This window comes from Psychrobacter sp. Pi2-1 (genome assembly GCF_904846645.1).
In the GTDB taxonomy this organism is placed as follows: domain Bacteria; phylum Pseudomonadota; class Gammaproteobacteria; order Pseudomonadales; family Moraxellaceae; genus Psychrobacter.
In genome coordinates, this window is record NZ_CAJHBO010000015.1 from 1 (window position 1) to 19,615 (window position 19,615).

Consider the following 19,615-nt stretch of genomic DNA (forward strand, 5'->3'; position numbering starts at 1 on the left):
CAAAAAGTGGTCGATGCCAATCCGTAACTGGACGTCTGCTCTGAATCGTTTTATGATTATGTTTGATGACCGTATCAGTAAGCATTTAATCTAAATGGCAGTTACACAGAATTCGGGATGGTCTCAAAGCCGAAATACATTATCTTTATTTTTGCTCAAGGTGAAAAGTCACTAAATCTTTTTATAGATATTATTCAGTATCTTAAATAGTTCGGCCCGCTTATTAATCATAGATTCTCTGTAGTTAGCCGCATCATCGGCATCAAAACGCAAATCTGTAGAATCTACTCTCTTTTTAAAAGCTATAACTGTTTCACCATATAGCCTCAATGAGATTGAGGCCTCTTCATAGCCAAACAGTAACAATAGTGACTCTGCTTCGGTTAACTCACTAAAACTATCGTATAAAGCATTCTGCGAGTCTATTAGTTTTTCAGGTTTAGTATAAATTCCGCTTAGTAAAGATCTAGCTCTCCAATCGGTAATATTTGCCCAGTATCTCAAAGAGACTCTATTGAAAGTCTCTACTTTTCCTGCAACTTCTTTTAGCATTTCAAACTCGCGCGCAACTTTAGCTTTCTTTCGATCATTACGATGCTGAATTGTAGACAAAACAAAAGCAATAATACCTGTTATAAGCGCACCCAAACCAATCTTCACTGCTGAGTCAGCTACCTCAATCCAAGTCATAAATTCTCCATACAGTAATTCATATTAGACCACTTCCTACTTTGATAGGTTCGAGATACTCTCCCGCAACCTTGCCCATTCAAAATAATCACCAGGATCCGTCTTACGCCCTGGCGCAATATCACTGTGCCCTGTCAAATGTCGCTGCGTTTTAGGATAGGCTTTATAAATGGCCGCAATTACCGCTGCGAGCTTCTCATATTGAGCAGAAGTGAAGGACACAAAATCTGACCCTTCAAGCTCAATGCCAATGCTATAATCATTACATTCAGGTCGGCCTAAGTAGCTAGAGCGTCCAGCGTGCCAAGCGCGTTCGTTAAAATTGACAAATTGCGTGATAGCGCCATCACGCTCGATAAACAAATGCGCTGACACTTCTGCGCCTTTGATTGCCTGAAAATAAGGGTGCGCATCCCAATCTAATTGATTAGTGAATAATGCTTTTACATAATGCGTGCCGCTAGAGTCGCACGCACCAAACTCATTGGGTGGTAGGCTAATATTATGAATAATGATGGCATCAATACTTAGACCTTTTGGCCTGATATTGTAGTTTGGTGAGGCCAGCCAAGTAGCGGCTGACAGCAAACCATCTGTGATTGTCATTGGCAATGTAGATAATAATGAATCGGGCATAAAGCTCTCTTTTTATAACAGTATTGGTGATGTTGTGATAGAAAGTCTATCAAAGTAGTTAGATGGTCGCAGCTTGCTTATATCATTTGAGTCTCTAGCAGAATAAACCTTCACAGCGCGAATAGCGTATAAATAATAACGTGTGAGAGCCTGCCTCATGTCTATAAAACCGATGTCTACGTCTGGAACTTATACTCTAATAACCATTGGTCAGCGAGCGCGACTGCCATTGGCGATAGCGGCGCTATTGTTTTCTGCAAACACGCAGGCATTTTTACCGACGCCTTTATTGGTCACCGAAGGAGCGCTCTCATCTGAATTATCAGATAGTACGTCACCTAGTGACGCTGAAGATGCTGTTCGCATTGAGACATCTACTCTCAGTAATACTGGAAACAATACTCAAAATAATACTGCGTCTGGGTCAGATATGGCGACAGAGCAGTTACTGGCAACATGGCGTCGACAGGCAAAAACTGACAATCTAGCACAGCATACAACATGGCGACGCTTATTGTATTTTTACGATGATCAAAGCAGCATTTTATCTAAAAAGAAAACGGAGAGTCTGGTCGATGATCCACGCTTTTTTTTGAGTGATAACGGTCAGCAGGATTCAGCCGCAGAATTAGACGCGACACTAGTCGCACTGGCAAAAGAATTCACATCGCAGACAACTGGTAATAACCAAGCAAACATTCATATAAAAACTCAAGCCAATAATAATTCCGTTCTGTGCCGTTTCCCAGCACGAGTAGCATGGCTAAAAGAAAAGTTAGCTATCGATGATGCGAGTCTGACAAATGAGTGTCCAGAGCTGGATGACTGGATGTCGACATTGGCGCCTGAGCAGTTATCTATTGTGTTTGCTGAGGAATATTTGGACAACCCACTCTCTGCCTTTGGTCATACGTTATTGCGCATTGATTCAAAATCGAGCGTAGCAGATCCAAACCAAATTGATAAGGCTTATGCGCTGAACTATACGGTAGACGGTGATCCAAACGACAGTTTTCCAGTCTATGCTACCAAGTCAATGATTGGTAGCTACAACAGCGCTATCGAAATTGACCCATATCCAGAGATGCTAGCGAAATACCTGCAAGATGATGAACGTGATACGTGGACATATCAGTTGAGTCTGACGCCAGCGGAAGTTCAGCAGATTATGCGCCACGTTTGGGAAACCAAAGCATTGAAAATGCCGTATTATTTCACCACGGACAATTGTGCTTCTGAGATTCTGCGTCTTATTGATGTGGTCCGTCCGCAGCAAAACCTACTGAGCCAATTGTCTTACGCAGTCGTGCCTTCTGATGTGATTCAACTATTAAATGATGAGCAGTTGCTGGCAAGTACGATTTATACGCCTGCTGATAATACCTTACGTCAATCTCAGCTCAATGAGAAAAAACAACAGCGCGCGCAGTTGGGCTATCACAATAGTGCCAAACAAACCGTGAATGAGATCAAGTCTGCGCAGCTTAACCTTGTATCGAGCATGTCAGCCGATGGGCAAACACTACTCAAGCGTCAAATCGACGTATCGGATAATAATCCGATAGACAGGCATCCGCTACAATTGGGCACGATAGGTATAGGGCAGCGTGGCGACGATGACTATATGGATATTGGGTTTCGAGCGGGGTTTCATGATACGCTTGACCACGCCTCAGGGTATCCACAGTTTTTCAACTTAGAAGGGCTGGCTGCGACATTACGATTGTATGACACAGATGATAATAAGCCCAACCAGCCAGACAGTGTGGTCTTGCAAAATGCGACTTTGATTCGTGGACGCTCTTTTAATCCTATCAATGCCGGCAAAAAAGGCAAAACGTGGGGCGCCAGTATCGAGGCGACGCGAGTAAACGATGGATCGCAAGAGGCAGGTACGGATCATCTGGTCGGTAGCGTGAGTTACGAAAAAGGCTGGTCATGGGCATTTGGTACACCAGCCGCAGGTACTGGTGAGATGCCGCCGCAACTGTGCTATACCTTTTTGGCAGGTACGGGGCAAGTAGGACGCGGTGTCAATAAAGGCTTTCGTCTAGGCGCAGGTATCAATGCAGGCTGCCGTTATCAGATTAACAATCAGTTACGCGCACAAGCTGAATTGCAATTGCCATATTGGTATCATGGCAGCAGCGATGAAACCAACGTCCGTGGTCACTATTGGCAACCAATCTCAAGTTTAGGGCTGCAATACGACATTGATAAAAAACAAGCACTACGTATCAATGCTAATTACGAATGGCAAGAACGTATCGATGCCAATGATGATATACAGCTATCGTACAGACGATACTTTTAGGCACTGATTTAGACATTGGTTTAGGTATTAATTTGAACAAAATGGCTTCTAAGCGCTGGAATGGTTGTATAAAGGAAGTTGTATAAAGGAAAAGATGCTTTATGAGTACGCAAAATTTACTAATTATCGGACAAGGTGATATCGGCCTGCCAGTGACCAACAAACTTGCCCAAGATGGCTATTGTGTGACTGGGCTTGCTCGTAGTGAGCGCCACCATTATGATTTGATGGATAGTGCAGATTTTTTGCAGGCTGATGCATTGACTTTGACGACTGAGCAGCTACAAGCATTTACTCATATTGCGATTATCGTCACCCCTGACGAGTATTCAACCAGCGGTTATCACAATAGTTATCTAGCGATTAGTCAGCATTTGGCAAAGCTTGCTCCGCAGCTTATTAAACTTGAGCGTGTGGTATTCATTTCTTCTACTGGTGTCTATGGTCAGGACAATGGTGAGTGGATTGATGAGCATACTGCACCTGTTACGCCTGCGCGTGAAGCCTCGAAGGTAATATTGCAAGCAGAACAAGCGCTGCAACAAGGCTTCGGTGATAAAGCAGTGGTCATCCGTCCTAGTGGTATCTATGGACGTGAGCGCTTAATGCGACTACGCAAGGCTCGTGAGCCAAATAAAGATCCAGTGCCAGCTGAGCATTGGAGCAACCGTATTATGGATCGCGACTTGGTCAATATCATTGCCAAAGTGTTGACCATAGAAACACCAAAACCTGTCTATCTAGCGACGGACTATCGACCTATTACTACATTTGAGCTAGGGGTTTGGCTTAGTGAGCAGGTTGGCGAGACACCTCCTACTATTGATAATACAAAAACCTCAGTGACAGGAAAACGCTTGCACAGCAACATTCCGTTAGCTTGGCTTGATTATGCTGATTGGCAGACAGGCTACCGAGATATTTTAAACCATCAAGAGTAAGCCTTTAGAGTTAAGCCCTAAAGAGTAAAATAGCCCTTGATGTAATCGTTCTTACTTATTTTATATTTTATAATCTACGGAGATTTCATGTCCCAGCCTTCTACTTCTGATGACCGTTTGTCTCATGCTAATCTGGCAACAGAGGGTGGGCAGCTGGCAGAAGGTAATGTCCGAAAAAAGGCTGAGCAATCGTCTATATTAGCTGATTCGCAGCAACCTGCGATCGTACATCCTAACTTTGATCCCAAACAATCTCCTCTTGACCCTGCCAGACCATTAAGTGATATACCTGAGCCTGCTCGTCGCCTAAATGGTCAACTGCGCAGGCTTTATGGTAACTCTACGCGGTTCTATCAGCCCAATGCAGACAGCTTATCGAAATGGTCGCTGATTGCTTCAGAGGCACTGGCTGAGCATTTATCATTGCTGAATGCAGCACAGCTTATTGAATTACCGGATAGCTTTTATCAAAATCATAGTGAGCAGCCACTAATATCGACATTATCGGATATGACGTTGTTAGATATGTCAGATATTCAACAGGCGATTCGCGCTTATCCAAAACTGAACCGTTATGGGTTTTTGCCTACTGATAGCGCTACAGGGGTTGAGTCAAACAACGATTCAGATAATGACAGCAAGGCTGAGAAGCCTGCATTATCTATGCGCGCATTGACCAAACGCTATAATCCTGATGAGCTACTTAACAGTCTGTATGCCGACGATTGGCAAGTGATATTACAACCGCAGCAGTTTGAGACAGGCGAGGGTAGTTTGGCCACGGATATCATGGCATGTAGTGTAGCTGTCCATGCGCTAAAGCAGTGTAGTAGCCGTAAAAGTATCAACCATAGTTATAGCGCAGCAGACATATGTCAGCATGTGCGTAGCTATTTGCTCAGTCAGATCGTTTGTGAGCCATCGCAGCGCCACGCATATCGTCAGATTCGACTATTTGCTGGTCATATTATTGTTGCCGCTTATCATTTGGGCTGGGAGATACAGGTCCGAGCAGATGGACAGAGCTATTTTAATATCTCGTCGCGTAGTGGTTTGCTGACTCGCTATGCCAATATGCAGGATTATGAGATCAATGGTTGGTCAAGCTGATCAATAATGCGTACAATAATGCAAATTTTTTGCCCCCTCTTTTTGCTGATAGGAATGTCATAATGTCTCATGTAACACGCCCTCAAGACCCTACATTTTCATCTCATCAATTTATTCAACTGGCTCTAGACAACCAAGTGCTCAAATTCGGTGAGTTTGTCCTAAAGTCTGGTCGTATCAGTCCGTACTTTTTTAATGCAGGCTTGCTTGCAACTGGTGAGATGTTGTCACTGCTAGCACGTGGTTATGCAGATGCCTTAGCTGAACAAATGAGTGCAAATAATGGCGAGAATGAGCAGGAGCTGGTCATTTTTGGTGCGGCTTACAAAGGTATTCCTTTTGTCGCAGCGACAGCGCAAGCGTTATGGCTACATCATGGTATTAATGCCAAATGGGGTTATAACCGTAAAGAGGCTAAAACTCACGGCGAAGGCGGCAATTTGGTAGGTGCTGATGTAACTGGCAAGGCCGTTTGGGTGCTTGACGATGTCATTACAGCAGGTACAGCCATGCGCGAAGTAGTGGAGATTTTAGAGCAAGCAGGCGCAAGTGTTGCTGGTATTATCGTTGCACTCGATCGTAAAGAAAAAGGTCAAGCCGAGCATTCTGCTATTCAAGAGCTTGCCGCGACACTAGAAGTACCTGTACGTGCATTGGTCGATATCGATGATTTGATCAGTTATTTGGCCGATGAAAATAGTCAATATAAAGACGCGACCCAGTTAGCCAAAATGCAACACTATCGTGAGCAGTACGGCGTATAGTTGGGCACGAATGTTATTTAATAAGTTTGTTTCATATCAACAATATAACGTAAGTGAGTCTTATCATGAGCCAAAAAAAACAAGAAAAATCGCTAAAAATACTCGTTATTATGGATCCTATCGAGCGGGTCAATTATAAAAAAGACACCAGTCTCGCTATGATGTGGGCCGCTCAAGACCGTGGCCATCAGCTTGGTTATTGTCAGATTCATGACTTGTGGTTGGACCGTGGTCAGTTGATGGTCGATACGCAGCCATTGACGGTAAAGCGTGATCCTGCAGATTTCTATACGTTGGGTGATAAAAGCACAGGGCCAGTCGGCGACTATGACGTAATTTTGATGCGCAAAGATCCACCGTTCGATATGCGCTTTATTTATGCTACTTATATGCTTGACCATGCCAAAGCAGCAGGCTTGCTCGTGGTCAATGATCCACAAGCGATTCGCGACTGCAATGAGAAGTTGTTTGCGACGTGGTTCAGTGATTATATGAGCCCAACGATTGTGACCAGCAAACAAGCACATATTCGTAAGTTCATCGCTGAACAACAGGACGTCATCGTCAAGCCACTAGATGGTATGGGCGGCACTGGCATCTTCCGTTTAACCGCTGATAGCCCAAACATCGGAGTGACGTTAGAGATACTGACTGAGCTTGAGACTTTGCCCATCATGGCGCAGCGTTATTTGCCGGAGATTAAAGAAGGCGACAAACGCGTGTTGATCGTCGATGGTGTCGTGGTAGATTATAGTTTGGCTCGTATTCCAACCAAAGGCGAGACCCGCGGGAATCTAGCAGCTGGTGGTAACGGTGTTGCCATGCCATTGACTGATATCGAACGCCAAGTAGCAGAAGTTGTGGCGCCAATCGTTAAAGAAAAAGGTCTAATGTTCGTTGGTCTAGACTTAATTGGTGGGCGTATCACTGAGATTAACGTTACTAGCCCAACGTGCGTACGTGAGATTGATGACCAATGTGGTACAGATATCGCAACCGACTTTATCATGGCGATTGAGAATAAATTTACGGCGTAGCTTTCGCTATGTTCAGGAACGTTTTGAGTTTAAGAATATTTTGACTACGTAAAACACATATTTTGAGGTATTGTTAGTCATTTATTTTTCTTACCGTTTATTAGTATTACACGACGCCAAGCTATGACCGATCATGGCTTGGATTTTTGTTATTTTTGCTGCATAAAGTACTGTATATAAGACAATAATTTCCTCTATACTATGCGGGCTTTGGCTAGGTCATTATTTTTCATAATTGTTACCGCCGCAGTGAGATAAACCCTTCATATAAATAAAGTAAAGATAGGCAGGCGTTCATGAAAACACCGCATATATTGATGATGGCAGCTGGTACGGGCGGGCATGTTTTTCCAGCGCTTGCAGTGAGCGACGAGCTGACCCAACGCGGTGCGGTGATTCATTGGTTGGGAACGCCAAATGGTATGGAAAACGGTTTGGTTGAGCCAACAGGTTATCCCTTTCATGCTATTAATATGCAAGGGCTTCGTGGCAAAGGCGTTGGTCGACTATTAAAGCTCCCAATGACTCTGCTATCCGCGACGATGGCTGCCATAAAAGTGATTCGTAGTAATCAGATTGATGTGGTCGTTGGATTCGGTGGTTATGTCACTGCACCCGGCGGTATCGCTGCACGTATGACTAATACCCCGTTGATTATCCATGAGCAAAATGCCATCGCTGGCATGAGCAACCGCTACTTATCTAAACTGTCGACCAAGACATTACAAGCGTTCGAGAATACCTTTGCCAATAGTCAGCAAGATGCCAAGCTTGAGACAGTAGGCAATCCTGTGCGTAACGCCATCACTGGTGTCGCAGAGCCAAAGGTACGCTACGATGTAAATGACAGTTCACCGCTTAAACTGTTGGTAGTCGGCGGTTCACTTGGTGCTCAGGTATTAAATGATACGGTACCAAAAGCATTAGCATTACTAGATCAGCCGTTTGAAGTCTTACACCAGTGCGGACGCAATAATGAAGCAGCCACACAAGCGGCTTATAGCGCACAAGACCTAAACAACCATCAGTTTACTGTACAGCCTTTTATTGATGATATGGCTGCAGCTTATAACTGGGCAGACATCATCGTTTGCCGCGCAGGTGCATTGACCGTGACTGAAATTCAAAACGTCGGCATCGCCGCTATTTTTGTACCGCTACCGCATGCAGTGGATGACCATCAGACGGCTAATGCACGCACGTTGACCTCGCATGATGCTGCAATTCTATTACCGCAGTCAGAGCTAACTGCCAAAAGTCTAAGTGATGAGCTTGGCGCACTCAACCGAGAGAAGTGCTTAGCGATGGCGAAAAAAGGCCATGCATTGGCCAACCGTAGTGCGAGTAAGCAAGTTGCTGATATCATTTGGCAAGCACTATAGTCTGTCCTCTATACCCCTTATTTGAATTTACTAAGTTTTATTGACCTTTAATAAAGAGAGATCCTTATGCCTACCTCTGCGAAAGCTCTACCTAAGCGTTTGATTGAAATACCAGAAATGCGCCGCATTCAGCATTTGCATTTCATCGGTATTGGTGGCTCAGGCATGTGCGGTATCGCTGAAGTGATGAATAATCAAGGCTATCAGGTCAGTGGTTCTGACATCGCAGAAAGTCTAGTGACTAAGCGTCTACAACAGATTGGCATCGAGATATCGATTGGCCATGACTCTAAAAACATTGCTAATGCTGACGTTATCGTTGTCTCGTCAGCGATTGATCGTAGCAACCCTGAGGTAAAAGCAGCACTTGAAGCTCGTCTGCCAGTAGTACGCCGTGCTGATATGCTTGGTGAGTTAATGCGCTATCGTCATGGTATCGCAGTTGCTGGAGCACATGGCAAAACGACAACGACCAGTTTGCTCACCACAATGATGGCAGAAGGACAGCTAGATCCTACCTATGTTATCGGCGGTAAGTTAAATGCGTCAGGCAAAAATGCAGCATTGGGTAGCAGCCGTTTCTTGGTAGCAGAAGCTGATGAGTCTGATGCATCGTTCTTGTCATTGCATCCGATGGCCGCGATTGTGACCAACATCGACCAAGACCATATGGAAACCTACGAAAACAGCTTTGATAAATTAAAAGCCGCTTATATCCAGTTTCTACAAAACATGCCGTTTTACGGTTTGGCAGTGGTCTGCGGTGATGACCCTGAGTTGTATGCAATGATCGATGATATCGGTCGTCCAGTATTGACGTTTGGTCTTGAGCCGTTCAATGATGTACAAGCTGTAGACTTAGTGACAGAAGGAACTAAGACTCACTTTACCGTATTGCGCCGTGACCGTGAACCATTACGCTTGACGTTGAACATTCCTGGTACACATAATGTCTATAACGCGCTTGCTGCTATTACGATGGCGACCGATGAAGGCGTAGATGATGCAGCGATTGAGCGCGCCTTGCAAAAATTTGAAGGCGTGGGTCGTCGTTTTGAGCAGCACGCTTCTGTCGATATCGATGATGGTAATGTCTTACTGATTGATGATTATGGTCATCATCCAAAAGAAGTCGATGCGACCATTAAAGCTGCTCGTCAAAGCTTCCCTGATCGTCGTTTAGTGATGCTATTTCAGCCGCATCGTTACAGCCGTACCCGTGATTGCTACGATGATTTTGTAGAAGTGCTATCAAGTGTTGATGAGCTATTACTATTAGATGTTTATTCAGCAGGGGAGAGTCCGATTACGGGCGCTGATACCAAGTCATTAGCGCGCAGTATCCGTTTGCGCGGTGAAGTTGAACCGACTATTATTGATAAAGACAATCTAGCCCCTGTTATGCAGCGTTTGTTAAAAGCCAACGATATGCTGATTACCCAAGGCGCTGGTAATGTCGGGCAGATTGCTATCGATTTGGCTGCCAATAACCTTTATATTAAGTAAGCTAAAATTTAGGGACGATCCTCATGACAACTGATAATAAAGACAATAATAGCACTCAAAATGCAGCTACCAATGATACATCTGTAAACACGACGACTCATGCAAAAGATGCCAGTCAGTTTGGCAAAGTAGCCGTTATTTATGGTGGCAGTAGCAATGAGCGCAGCGTGTCTTTGGACAGTGGTGCGGCAGTATTGCAAGCGCTCCAAAACCAAGGCGTTGATGCCACTCATTTTGATCCAAAGCACCAAGACATCACTGAGCTACGCAAATATGACCGCGTATTTAATGTGTTGCATGGTCGTGGCGGCGAAGATGGTTTGCTGCAAGGCGTATTACAGTGGTTTGATATACCGCAAACTGGTTCAGGGATTCTAGCTTCTGCACTAGGTATGGACAAAGTACGTACCAAGCAATTGTGGCAAGGTTGCGGCCTTTCAACTGCACCATTTTCATTATTGACGGCTGATACTGACTGGCAGCAAGTGGTTAACATGCTAGGTCTGCCACTTATCATTAAGCCAGTTCATGAAGGTTCAAGCATTGGCATGACCAAGGTTAATCATCTTGATGAATTGCCTGCCGCTTATGCAACTGCGGTGGAATGTGGTGATGCAGTGATGGCTGAACGTTGGATTACAGGTCGTGAATTTACGATTGTGATTATCGATGACGAAGCTTATCCAGTTATTCGTCTTGAGCCTGCCGACATTACTAACTTCTATGATTTTGAAGCCAAGTACAATCGCAACGATACCAGTTACTACATCCCCTGTGGGTTGAGCGCTACTGATGAAAAGCACTTGCAAGATTTAAGCCTTGCGGCATTTCGTGCAGTAGATGCAAAAGGCTGGGGACGTATCGATGCCATGCAAGACGAAGCAGGCAATTTTTGGTTGCTTGAAATCAATACTGTACCAGGTATGACCAGTCACAGCTTGGTTCCGATGGCGGCTAAAGCTCGCGGACTAGATTTTGACGCGCTATGCTGGCATATTTTAGCGCAGACGCTATAGCTATCAAATCAACTAAATTGAGCAGATAGTGGCGACTCTTTGTGTCACTAGAGCTGCTATACCACAGCTTCATGTAAACTTGTGTAAATTCGCTGCTGCTAGTTGGTGTTTGGCTATTGTTTAACCATAAAATACGTTAATATTGTAAGAATAAGTCTATTTCGGTGATGTTTATGTTGTTTTTTGAATACAACTGATAACTTATTCATAATTTAAGAAAAATGTTACGTTTAAATCAACGTAATCACTGTATATAAGCTATATTTTTAATAAAATTTGATAACATATCGACTTAATAAGCTTCTGCCAAAAATACGCAGATTTATATCAATAAATAGCATGATCAGTTTTATGCAAATATAGGGACAAAGGTCGTTATGGCTCAAACTGTCAACGAGGTAACTGACTTGATGAGTGATAAAGCCGGTCGCCCAAAATCTAAGATCCAAATACCGGCAACGGTAAAGTACCTATTTATGGTACTGGTCTTAGGTCTGCTAATGCTAATATTAATGATGGGCGGCAAAGCGTTACGTGATGCACCGCCAGCAAATATTTATGTTAGTAATCAAGGTTTGTCTGCTGCTCAGTATCGCTCATTACAAGGTGTAATGGAACAACAACAAGTAAGTAGCTTTTTTACTTCTGATTTGCAGGCATTGCGCGACATTACGATGGGTTTAGCTTGGGTAGACCAAGTGAGTATCTCTCGTGATTGGCAACGTGGCATCGTCGTCAACGCATTACCCAAGCAAGCAGTTGCTAATTTTGGTACAGAACGTTTGGTCGATGCAAAAGGGGCTGTGTTTGTTCCTGCTGATAGTAGAGATTTAACACAAGAGCGTTTTGCGACCTTACAGGGTGAGATGTCTCAAGCACCAGTTATTATGCAACAAATGCAGCAAGTTAATGATTGGTATGCACCGCTTGGCATGCAGGTCGAAGATATCATTCTGTCACCGAGAATGACTTGGCTAATCCGCTTTGACAATGGATTACGTGTGATTGTAGACAATGAGAATACGGCGCAAAAACTACTGAATTTAAGCCAGTTGCTTGGCAATCAGTTAAGTATGCGTCGAGATGACATGCAGTCTGTAGATTTACGATACAAAAATGGCTTTACCATTGCTTGGAACGTAACACAGAGTGCTGAAACAGAATAGCCTAAGTAAGCACTACATCTATGAATAATCGATGTGAGCTAATATGGTTTATTTAGTTTGAAGAAAATATGTACAACATCATAGCGTATTAGTAACGCTTTTTTTAATGATTTAATAGAAGAGCATCACTTGCTCTACTATTTAGCGATAATTTGTCTGGTACCATGAAAAATAATGAAAATCTGGTTGTTGTCCATCTAAGTGCCACGGCAGTATATGTCGTCATAGGCAATGTTGTCTCGGCAAAAGACATTCGTATTTTGGGCGTAGGACAAGTTAAAAACAGCGATTTTTATCAAGGTCAAATAAAGCATCGTGAACGTCTGCAAGGTGCTATTAAGCAAGCTATCCAAGAAGCAGAAGACACCGCTAACTGCCGTGTGCATAGTGTTTGGTTAACCCTTGCGACCCCTGAGCTATCTAGCAAAAACAGTGCTGGAGAGGTCAAAGTAGAAGATGAAGTCGTACGCGCCAAAGACATGGTACAAGCATTGGCCAATGCAAAGTCGCGTGATTTATCATCTGACTATTATTTGATGCATTGCTGTCAGCAAGGTATTTATGTCGATGAGCAAGACTTTATGGTGGATGATGTCATCGAAATGATGGCACACAATATCACCGTGATGTACCACATGATGATGATGCCTGTTGCCAGCCGTCAGAATATCCAAAAACTATTGCAAAGTTGTGACGTCGGCATTGATCATATTGTTTTTGATGCAGTGACCAGTGCTGAGTATAGTTTGATGACTGAGGAACGCCAGCAAGGCGTTTGCTTAGTAGATATCGGTGCTAGTACGACCAGCATTTGTGTGTATAAAGAGAATAAGTTGATTTTTACACACTGTATAGCAACAGGCAGTCATGAAGTGACAATGGATATTTCAGCTGATTTTGGTATTTCCATGATTGAAGCTGAAAAACTGAAGAAGTCTCATGGTACAGCTGATGTTAATAGTGTCGATCCAAGCGCCTTCTTTTTATTCAAGCCTCAAGGCTCGGGTGACGAAATCAATATTGGTATCTATAACTTGGCACGTATTATTGAAGCTCGTTACGTTCAGATATTTACTGAAGTAGCGCGTCAATTACACGAAGCAGGTTTGATAGGCTATATCGATAAAGGGATTGTGTTGACTGGCGGCGGTAGTACGATTAAAGGTATGATACCCTTTGCCAAAAAGCTACTAAAAATGCCTGTCGTACTGACCAATACTCATCCTGCTATCAGTGCTTATAATCATTTTGATAATGATGAGTCGTTTAAGCTATTAAATAGTCAAGTGAATGACCGTGCTTATCAGACGGCTTTTGGCACATTGTTATATAGTCAGAGCGAGCAATTCCGCCGTAGTGAAAAAAGTGAACCTGAAGCGATTCAAAACAATCGAGTATCAGGCGTATTTCGGAGTGCGGGTCAACGGTTTGCAAATGTTTTAAAGAAAATACTATAGATTCGTTTAACCTCATATCTAGAGCATCCATACATTATGGAATGTCTCTAAGTTAGTTAAGCAAAAAAAATAGAGCAATATTGCGAATAAATTAGTTTTAAAAATAAAGTATTAAGTGATAATGACATATTATTGTCTATACTGATCGATTTTAGCCATACCCTGTTTTATTTAAATACATTTATATATAGTATGTCGATAGCGCGCCACATGAGTGCGTTACTATGTATCGACTTACACGCTATCTGCAACTGGAGAATCTTTTTTATGTCAAAATACACCATGCCAGATGATAATCAGCTTCAAAACAATGGCCAAGCAAGCTTCACTGTATTCGGTGTTGGTGGCGGCGGCGGTAATGCAGTTGAACATATGGTACAGCAAGGCATCAGAGGTGTAACGTTCGTTTGTGCCAATACAGATAAACAAGCGCTAGATCGTCTTACTGCACCGCATAAACTACAACTGGGTGCAAAAACGAACCGTGGTCTAGGGGCAGGCGCAAATCCAGAAGTGGGTCGTGAAGCAGCAGAGAGCGAAGAAGAAGCGATTCGCGCATTGCTTGAGCACTCAGATATGGTATTTATCACTGCTGGTATGGGCGGCGGTACTGGTACAGGCGCAGCACCAGTTGTTGCTCGTATTGCAAAAGAAATGGAAGTACTAACAGTTGCGGTTGTGACCACGCCATTCAAATTCGAAGGTGGTAAGCGTATCAAAGCTGCTAAAGCAGGTATTGAGCAGCTGACTAACTTTGTCGACTCAATTATCACGATTCCGAATGATAAGTTAATGAGTGTATACGGCAACATCTCTATGCAAGATGCTTTCAAAAAAGCAGACGATGTATTGCTTCATGCTGTGCAAGGTATTGCGGAAACCATCGCTAGCGAAGGTATGATCAATATTGACTTTAACGATATCCGTACGGCGATGACTGCGAAAGGTCATGCGATGATGGGTATTGGCCGTGCCAGCGGTGATGATCGTGCGCGTCAAGCGACTGAAAAAGCCATCAGATCACCACTACTTGATGATTTGCGTTTAGAAAATGCAAAAGGTCTACTGGTTAACGTTATTTCTTCAGAGTCATTGTCACTAGATGAAATGAGCAAAATCAGTGCAATAGTCGAAGAAATTACTGATATTGATGACGCTCATATTTTCTACGGTTCAGTGATTGACGAAAAAATGGGCGATGACTTACATGTGACCGTTATCGCAACTGGCTTAACGTTAGATGAAAACGCAGGTCAAGAGCCAGAAGTCGTCGAGCAGCCAGTACCTTCTGTCAATAGTACGCAACCTGTTGATCCTAACGTGCATACCAGCGCTTTAAACAGTCAGAAGCATTCGCAAGCTCAGCAGTATCAAGATAGCGTTGTACGTCCTAGCGCAAGCGCACCTCAAGAGCAGCCTAAGACTAAAACTAACAGTATCCAAGACTATTTAAAGCGTCAACAGAATAAATAGTACTTCTAATTTACTGTGAGTAAGAAAAAGCCAGCGTTTTAATGCTGGCTTTTTTGTGTTTGAAGAAAGATGAACCATTTTCTATGAGAAAAACCATGACAGTTTTCTATGTAATCTATATGTATATGACTGTCGAAAATTATGTGAGTCTCACTTTTTTATAGCATTAGATAGATCATATAAAGTAAAAATCAGCAATAGGATACTAACGATAAGTGTTATCAATCAAGGAGATAAGAAAATTAGCGCTTTTTATATATAGCGAATAAGGGCTCGGTAATGGTACACTATGTCAATTGTAACAAAATATGTGAGAAGACAACCATGAACCAAAGAACCATAAAAACAGCAATAGCCGTTACGGGTACTGGTCTACATAGTGGTCAGCCTGTTGACTTGGAGTTTCATCCACAGCCGATTGACACTGGTATTGTTTTCGAGCGCTCTGACATAGAAGGTAGTCAACCAATCCCAGCGAGTGCGTTTTTAGTACAAGACACGATGATGTCATCGAACTTAGTGTTTGGTGGTACGCGAGTGGGCACGGTTGAGCATCTGCTCAGTGCCATCGCTGGTCTAGGAGTAGACAATCTGTTAGTTCGGGTCTCTGCTTCAGAGATACCAATTATGGATGGTAGCGCTGCGCCTTTTGTTGCGCTCTTACTAGATGCAGGATTTTGTGAGCAAGAAGCGGCCAAGAAATTTATTAAAATTATACGTCCTGTACGAGTAAAACTAGAAGATAAATGGGCAGAGCTACGTCCTTATGAAGGGTATGAATTAAATTTTGAAATTGACTTTGATCATCCTGCGTTTGATAAGAACTTTCAGCATGCACAGTTGCAGTTCTCTACACAGAATTTCATCGAACAATTAAGCACTGCACGTACTTTTGGATTTTTACGTGATATAGAGGCGCTACGTCAAAATAATCTAGCATTAGGTGGCAGTATGGAAAATGCTATCGTTATCGATGATGCCAACATACTTAATGCAGAAGGCTTACGTTTTAATGATGAGTTTGTCCGTCATAAAATTTTAGATGCTTTGGGAGATTTGCATCTGATTGGCTACCCAATTTTAGGTCGTTTTAATGCCTATAAGTCTGGTCATGCTCTAAATAATTTATTAGTACGTGAAATACTGTCTGACGAAGATAACTTTGAAATTGTAACTTTTGATGACAATGTAACCTGTCCTATCGAGTATTTACCGCTTAGTGACTTAGCTATTGAAGGATAAATACAGGAATATACAGGAAGTATCGAAACATTTACGCAATATTACATAGTAGGCTCATAATTACATTTATATAATATTTTATATTATGAATATATTGTCTATATGAATATACGAATTTTCCGTTAAGGCATATAATACAAAAGCTGTAGATGATTTTTAAGTCCTTCGTTAGCTATATCCATAATCTGGATGTAACTAACGAAGGATTTTTTTTATCTAATACATTACAAAAATCCATCTTTATCGATGCCATCACCTGCTCTTATTTACATAACTTTACATTTAATAGTCGGTATTTTTAATGATTAATCAAACTCAAAAGGGCTTTTTTGAGATTTTCATCAGTGGTGACATGCTCTGCGGCCTGTGATATAGTCCGTTTTGTGTTCTGGCTAAGCGCCTGATTTTCATTGGCTTTACGAGAATTTGGCAAGTGCAGTGATGATGTTAATGATTGTTTAGATGAATAATTATCGGCAGAGCTTTTAGCCACAACGACGCGAATTTGCTTGAGTTGTTTAAATGTAATTGACTGCTCCGTTAGTATTTGCAAATACGAGCTATGTAAATAGCGAATATGATTTGCTGCTGTCATTGAGCTAACACTCAATATCAACTGCTCAGGTGTTAAGCCTACAACCCAACAGGTATTGAGGATTTCCTCAGGTAGACAGTCTACCAATAGCTCTTTTATCTCGTTGGTTGCTTCTATATATAGTCGCATGTTGTTAGCAAGGGTTTGAGGTAGCGCGCTACCAGCAAATGCTTGATGATCTATAAGCTGGGCAAGCCGATTAGGTTGTTTTTTTGACATCGTAAGTACTCATCTAATAGGTGACAAACTCGATACTCATAACAGACATGCTAAAAGCAATATATAGCAGATGGCTTATAAGATAGTTGACTAGGTGGGAGGTACTACTGGCACTAGTCACTATTTGAAAAGAATGAACCGTTGTAATAGGGATTTTATCACGTCTATTTGATGATTATATCCTCTAAATTAATTGATGCTTCGTTACGGATGACGAGCAGACTTGTATTAACAATAGGTAGTAAATTTATGAAACAAGCTTTATTAATTTTGTCAGTATTGGGAATGGGTATCGCACAGACGAGTGGTGCTGCCGAAATAACCTTTCAACCAAATAATACCTTGAGTCATACCATCACAAATATTTCTACTTCTGCGAACTATGGTTCTAGTCGCAACATCTATAGCACTAACAGTGGTGCACATGTATATAGCAACGATGAGATCAGTCAAGCAATTGACAATCTAAGCGCTCATGCTAAGCAAAAAGAATATCAACTGGCTTCACTGACCAGTCGTTTGTCTTACGAGCAGCGTCAGCAGCAAGCCAGCCGTGTACCTGACCGCAACTCTGCTCCTGCTATTGCAGCAGCAAATGCCTCTCGTGTCGCTCTATCTAGAAGCTCTGGCTACTGTGCTCGCTATGTGCGTAAGGCATTACAGTCAGCAGGTTATGAGTTTACGCCTAACCCTTCAGCTTATCAGTACGCCTCTCGTGGCACGCTAGCCCAAGCCGGCTTTACCAAGATCAGTAACGACATGGCACCACAAGTTGGTGATGTCGTTGTCTATAACCGCACGTCAAGCCGTCCACATGGTCATATTCAGATTTTTGATGGCAATGACTGGGTATCTGACTTCCGTCAAAACAGCATTAGCCCTTATAGCGGTACATACAGCTATACGACATGGCGTGATTCGCAGTATGTTGATGATGCATCAGATCGTGGTATCTACCTTGCGATGGCTGACAAATAAACATCGGTTAAATGAAGTAAGCATCAGTTAAATAAGACTAAAGTTTTCTCCAAACTCAGTAATGCTCTTTATGACATTACTGGGTTTTTTTTGTGCTTTAAATAATTATATCTAAGAATAGCTGTATTTAAATGAGTACAGCTCATACAACCAAATCAAAGCTCAAACTTTGGCCAATAGTCGCGATTGTGAAAATCAGGCGGGGATGCATGGCCCGAGGCAAAATATAAGTCAGTTTTGCCAAACCATAAGATGACACAAGGATGTATTTGTTCAATCTTCATGTTTGCAATAGCGTATTGTTGATTCGGTAGCTGCGTTATAGGTAGGCTAAAGCTGCGCTCATAATGAGCAGGTGTCTGCACTACCGTTGAAGTGCTAGATAGTAGGCTTGCTACTGATAAGGCTGTCAAATCCTTATGGTTGTTCCAACCAACAGATGCGCGTGTGGTTCCATCAGTTTCATACAACGGTACTGGCGGTAGTGCCGCAGGGTTACGATAGCTCTCAAATTGATAAAGTGCATAACGACCATCAGGACTCGCATTAATCTCTATATAAGCAGTTGTTTGCTGAAGTGGTATCTTGTGAGGTTCTGGATGGTGAATTGCTACGATATCTTCGTCATCATTCTTACAGCCTGCAATCTTGCTGCCAGCAATAAAACATTCAAGGCACGTCTCTTCCCATAGGTAATCAGTGAAATTTACTTGAGTTTGTTGCCATGTTCGCCAATTGAGTTGGTTTGCTAGAATTTGGCTAGGCAGAGTCACTTGATAGGTCAGCATTAATTGCAAAGCTGGCTGTTGGATGATCTCTGTACTTACTTCGATAGAGATATTCTCAAGATCTTCTATAGACACGCCTAATTGCTGAGCGTCTTTCGCTATCGTCTCGGTGGCTATAGAGAGGTTAAAAGATTGGTTCATTATAAGTACATCTCGATGGTAATAATAAAGAGGTGATAGTGACAAGAGAAATCATACTGGCTAAGAGCACTAATACTAAAGGACACTAAGACTATACGGTAAGTATAACCGAGACTATCAGAAAACATAAAAGCCGCGAGCAAGAAGCGTCGCGGCCTTT

17 protein-coding genes are annotated in these 19,615 nt (G+C 42.7%); 13 read left to right on the forward strand and 4 right to left on the reverse strand.

Features of this window, described 5'->3' with window-relative positions:
• Positions 1-171: 171 nt before the first annotated feature.
• Positions 172-690, reverse strand: coding sequence for a hypothetical protein (locus tag JMX91_RS09200; protein WP_201548738.1), 519 nt, complete (start codon positions 688-690; stop codon positions 172-174).
• A 36-nt stretch (positions 691-726) separates the two neighbouring features.
• A complete protein-coding gene (gene ampD, locus JMX91_RS09205) occupies positions 727-1,326 on the reverse strand; it encodes a 1,6-anhydro-N-acetylmuramyl-L-alanine amidase AmpD (RefSeq protein WP_227679354.1) in 600 nt (199 codons plus the stop codon).
• A 157-nt stretch (positions 1,327-1,483) separates the two neighbouring features.
• Here ampD and JMX91_RS09210 point away from each other — a divergent pair, with 157 nt between their 5' ends.
• From JMX91_RS09210 to lpxC, 12 genes are all read left to right on the forward strand, one after another.
• Positions 1,484-3,640 (forward strand): DUF4105 domain-containing protein, encoded by a 2,157-nt coding sequence (locus JMX91_RS09210; protein ID WP_201548740.1) that lies wholly within the window; start codon positions 1,484-1,486, stop codon positions 3,638-3,640.
• 101 nt (positions 3,641-3,741) lie between these two features.
• Positions 3,742-4,581: an SDR family oxidoreductase gene (locus tag JMX91_RS09215; RefSeq protein WP_201548742.1), complete on the forward strand. Its 840-nt coding sequence runs from the start codon at positions 3,742-3,744 to the stop codon at positions 4,579-4,581.
• An 87-nt stretch (positions 4,582-4,668) separates the two neighbouring features.
• Complete coding sequence (locus JMX91_RS09220; protein ID WP_201548744.1) at positions 4,669-5,691, forward strand: hypothetical protein; 1,023 nt, start codon at positions 4,669-4,671, stop codon at positions 5,689-5,691.
• A 62-nt stretch (positions 5,692-5,753) separates the two neighbouring features.
• On the forward strand, positions 5,754-6,455 hold the full coding sequence (gene pyrE, locus JMX91_RS09225; protein WP_201548746.1) for an orotate phosphoribosyltransferase: 702 nt from the start codon (positions 5,754-5,756) through the stop codon (positions 6,453-6,455).
• 65 nt (positions 6,456-6,520) lie between these two features.
• Positions 6,521-7,492 (forward strand): glutathione synthase, encoded by a 972-nt coding sequence (gshB, locus tag JMX91_RS09230; protein WP_201548748.1) that lies wholly within the window; start codon positions 6,521-6,523, stop codon positions 7,490-7,492.
• A 296-nt stretch (positions 7,493-7,788) separates the two neighbouring features.
• Positions 7,789-8,874, forward strand: a complete 1,086-nt coding sequence (gene murG, locus JMX91_RS09235) for an undecaprenyldiphospho-muramoylpentapeptide beta-N-acetylglucosaminyltransferase (protein WP_201548749.1) — start codon at positions 7,789-7,791, stop codon at positions 8,872-8,874.
• A gap of 66 nt (positions 8,875-8,940) precedes the next feature.
• Positions 8,941-10,380, forward strand: a complete 1,440-nt coding sequence (gene murC / locus JMX91_RS09240) for a UDP-N-acetylmuramate--L-alanine ligase (protein ID WP_101205772.1) — start codon at positions 8,941-8,943, stop codon at positions 10,378-10,380.
• Between the two features lie 23 nt (positions 10,381-10,403).
• Positions 10,404-11,396: a D-alanine--D-alanine ligase gene (locus tag JMX91_RS09245; RefSeq protein WP_201548751.1), complete on the forward strand. Its 993-nt coding sequence runs from the start codon at positions 10,404-10,406 to the stop codon at positions 11,394-11,396.
• 377 nt (positions 11,397-11,773) lie between these two features.
• Positions 11,774-12,562 (forward strand): cell division protein FtsQ/DivIB, encoded by a 789-nt coding sequence (locus JMX91_RS09250; RefSeq protein ID WP_201548753.1) that lies wholly within the window; start codon positions 11,774-11,776, stop codon positions 12,560-12,562.
• 164 nt (positions 12,563-12,726) lie between these two features.
• A complete protein-coding gene (ftsA, locus tag JMX91_RS09255; protein ID WP_057761435.1) occupies positions 12,727-14,019 on the forward strand; it encodes a cell division protein FtsA in 1,293 nt (430 codons plus the stop codon).
• A 267-nt stretch (positions 14,020-14,286) separates the two neighbouring features.
• Positions 14,287-15,492, forward strand: a complete 1,206-nt coding sequence (gene ftsZ, locus JMX91_RS09260) for a cell division protein FtsZ (RefSeq protein ID WP_201548755.1) — start codon at positions 14,287-14,289, stop codon at positions 15,490-15,492.
• 324 nt (positions 15,493-15,816) lie between these two features.
• Positions 15,817-16,734, forward strand: coding sequence for a UDP-3-O-acyl-N-acetylglucosamine deacetylase (lpxC, locus tag JMX91_RS09265; RefSeq protein WP_201548757.1), 918 nt, complete (start codon positions 15,817-15,819; stop codon positions 16,732-16,734).
• A gap of 298 nt (positions 16,735-17,032) precedes the next feature.
• Here the strand turns inward: lpxC and JMX91_RS09270 are convergent, their stop codons facing one another.
• Positions 17,033-17,548 carry a hypothetical protein gene (locus tag JMX91_RS09270; protein ID WP_201548759.1) on the reverse strand — a complete coding sequence of 172 codons (516 nt, stop codon included), beginning with the start codon at positions 17,546-17,548 and terminating at the stop codon, positions 17,033-17,035.
• A 249-nt stretch (positions 17,549-17,797) separates the two neighbouring features.
• Between JMX91_RS09270 and JMX91_RS09275 the strand changes: the two genes are divergently transcribed.
• The gene (locus JMX91_RS09275; protein ID WP_201548761.1) at positions 17,798-18,526 is read left to right on the forward strand and encodes a CHAP domain-containing protein; all 729 of its coding nucleotides are present in this window, start codon (positions 17,798-17,800) and stop codon (positions 18,524-18,526) included.
• Positions 18,527-18,681: 155 nt separating this feature from the next.
• On the opposite strand, the gene JMX91_RS09280 is transcribed toward JMX91_RS09275, so the two are convergent.
• Positions 18,682-19,455, reverse strand: coding sequence for a hypothetical protein (locus JMX91_RS09280; RefSeq protein WP_201548763.1), 774 nt, complete (start codon positions 19,453-19,455; stop codon positions 18,682-18,684).
• Positions 19,456-19,615 lie beyond the last annotated feature (160 nt).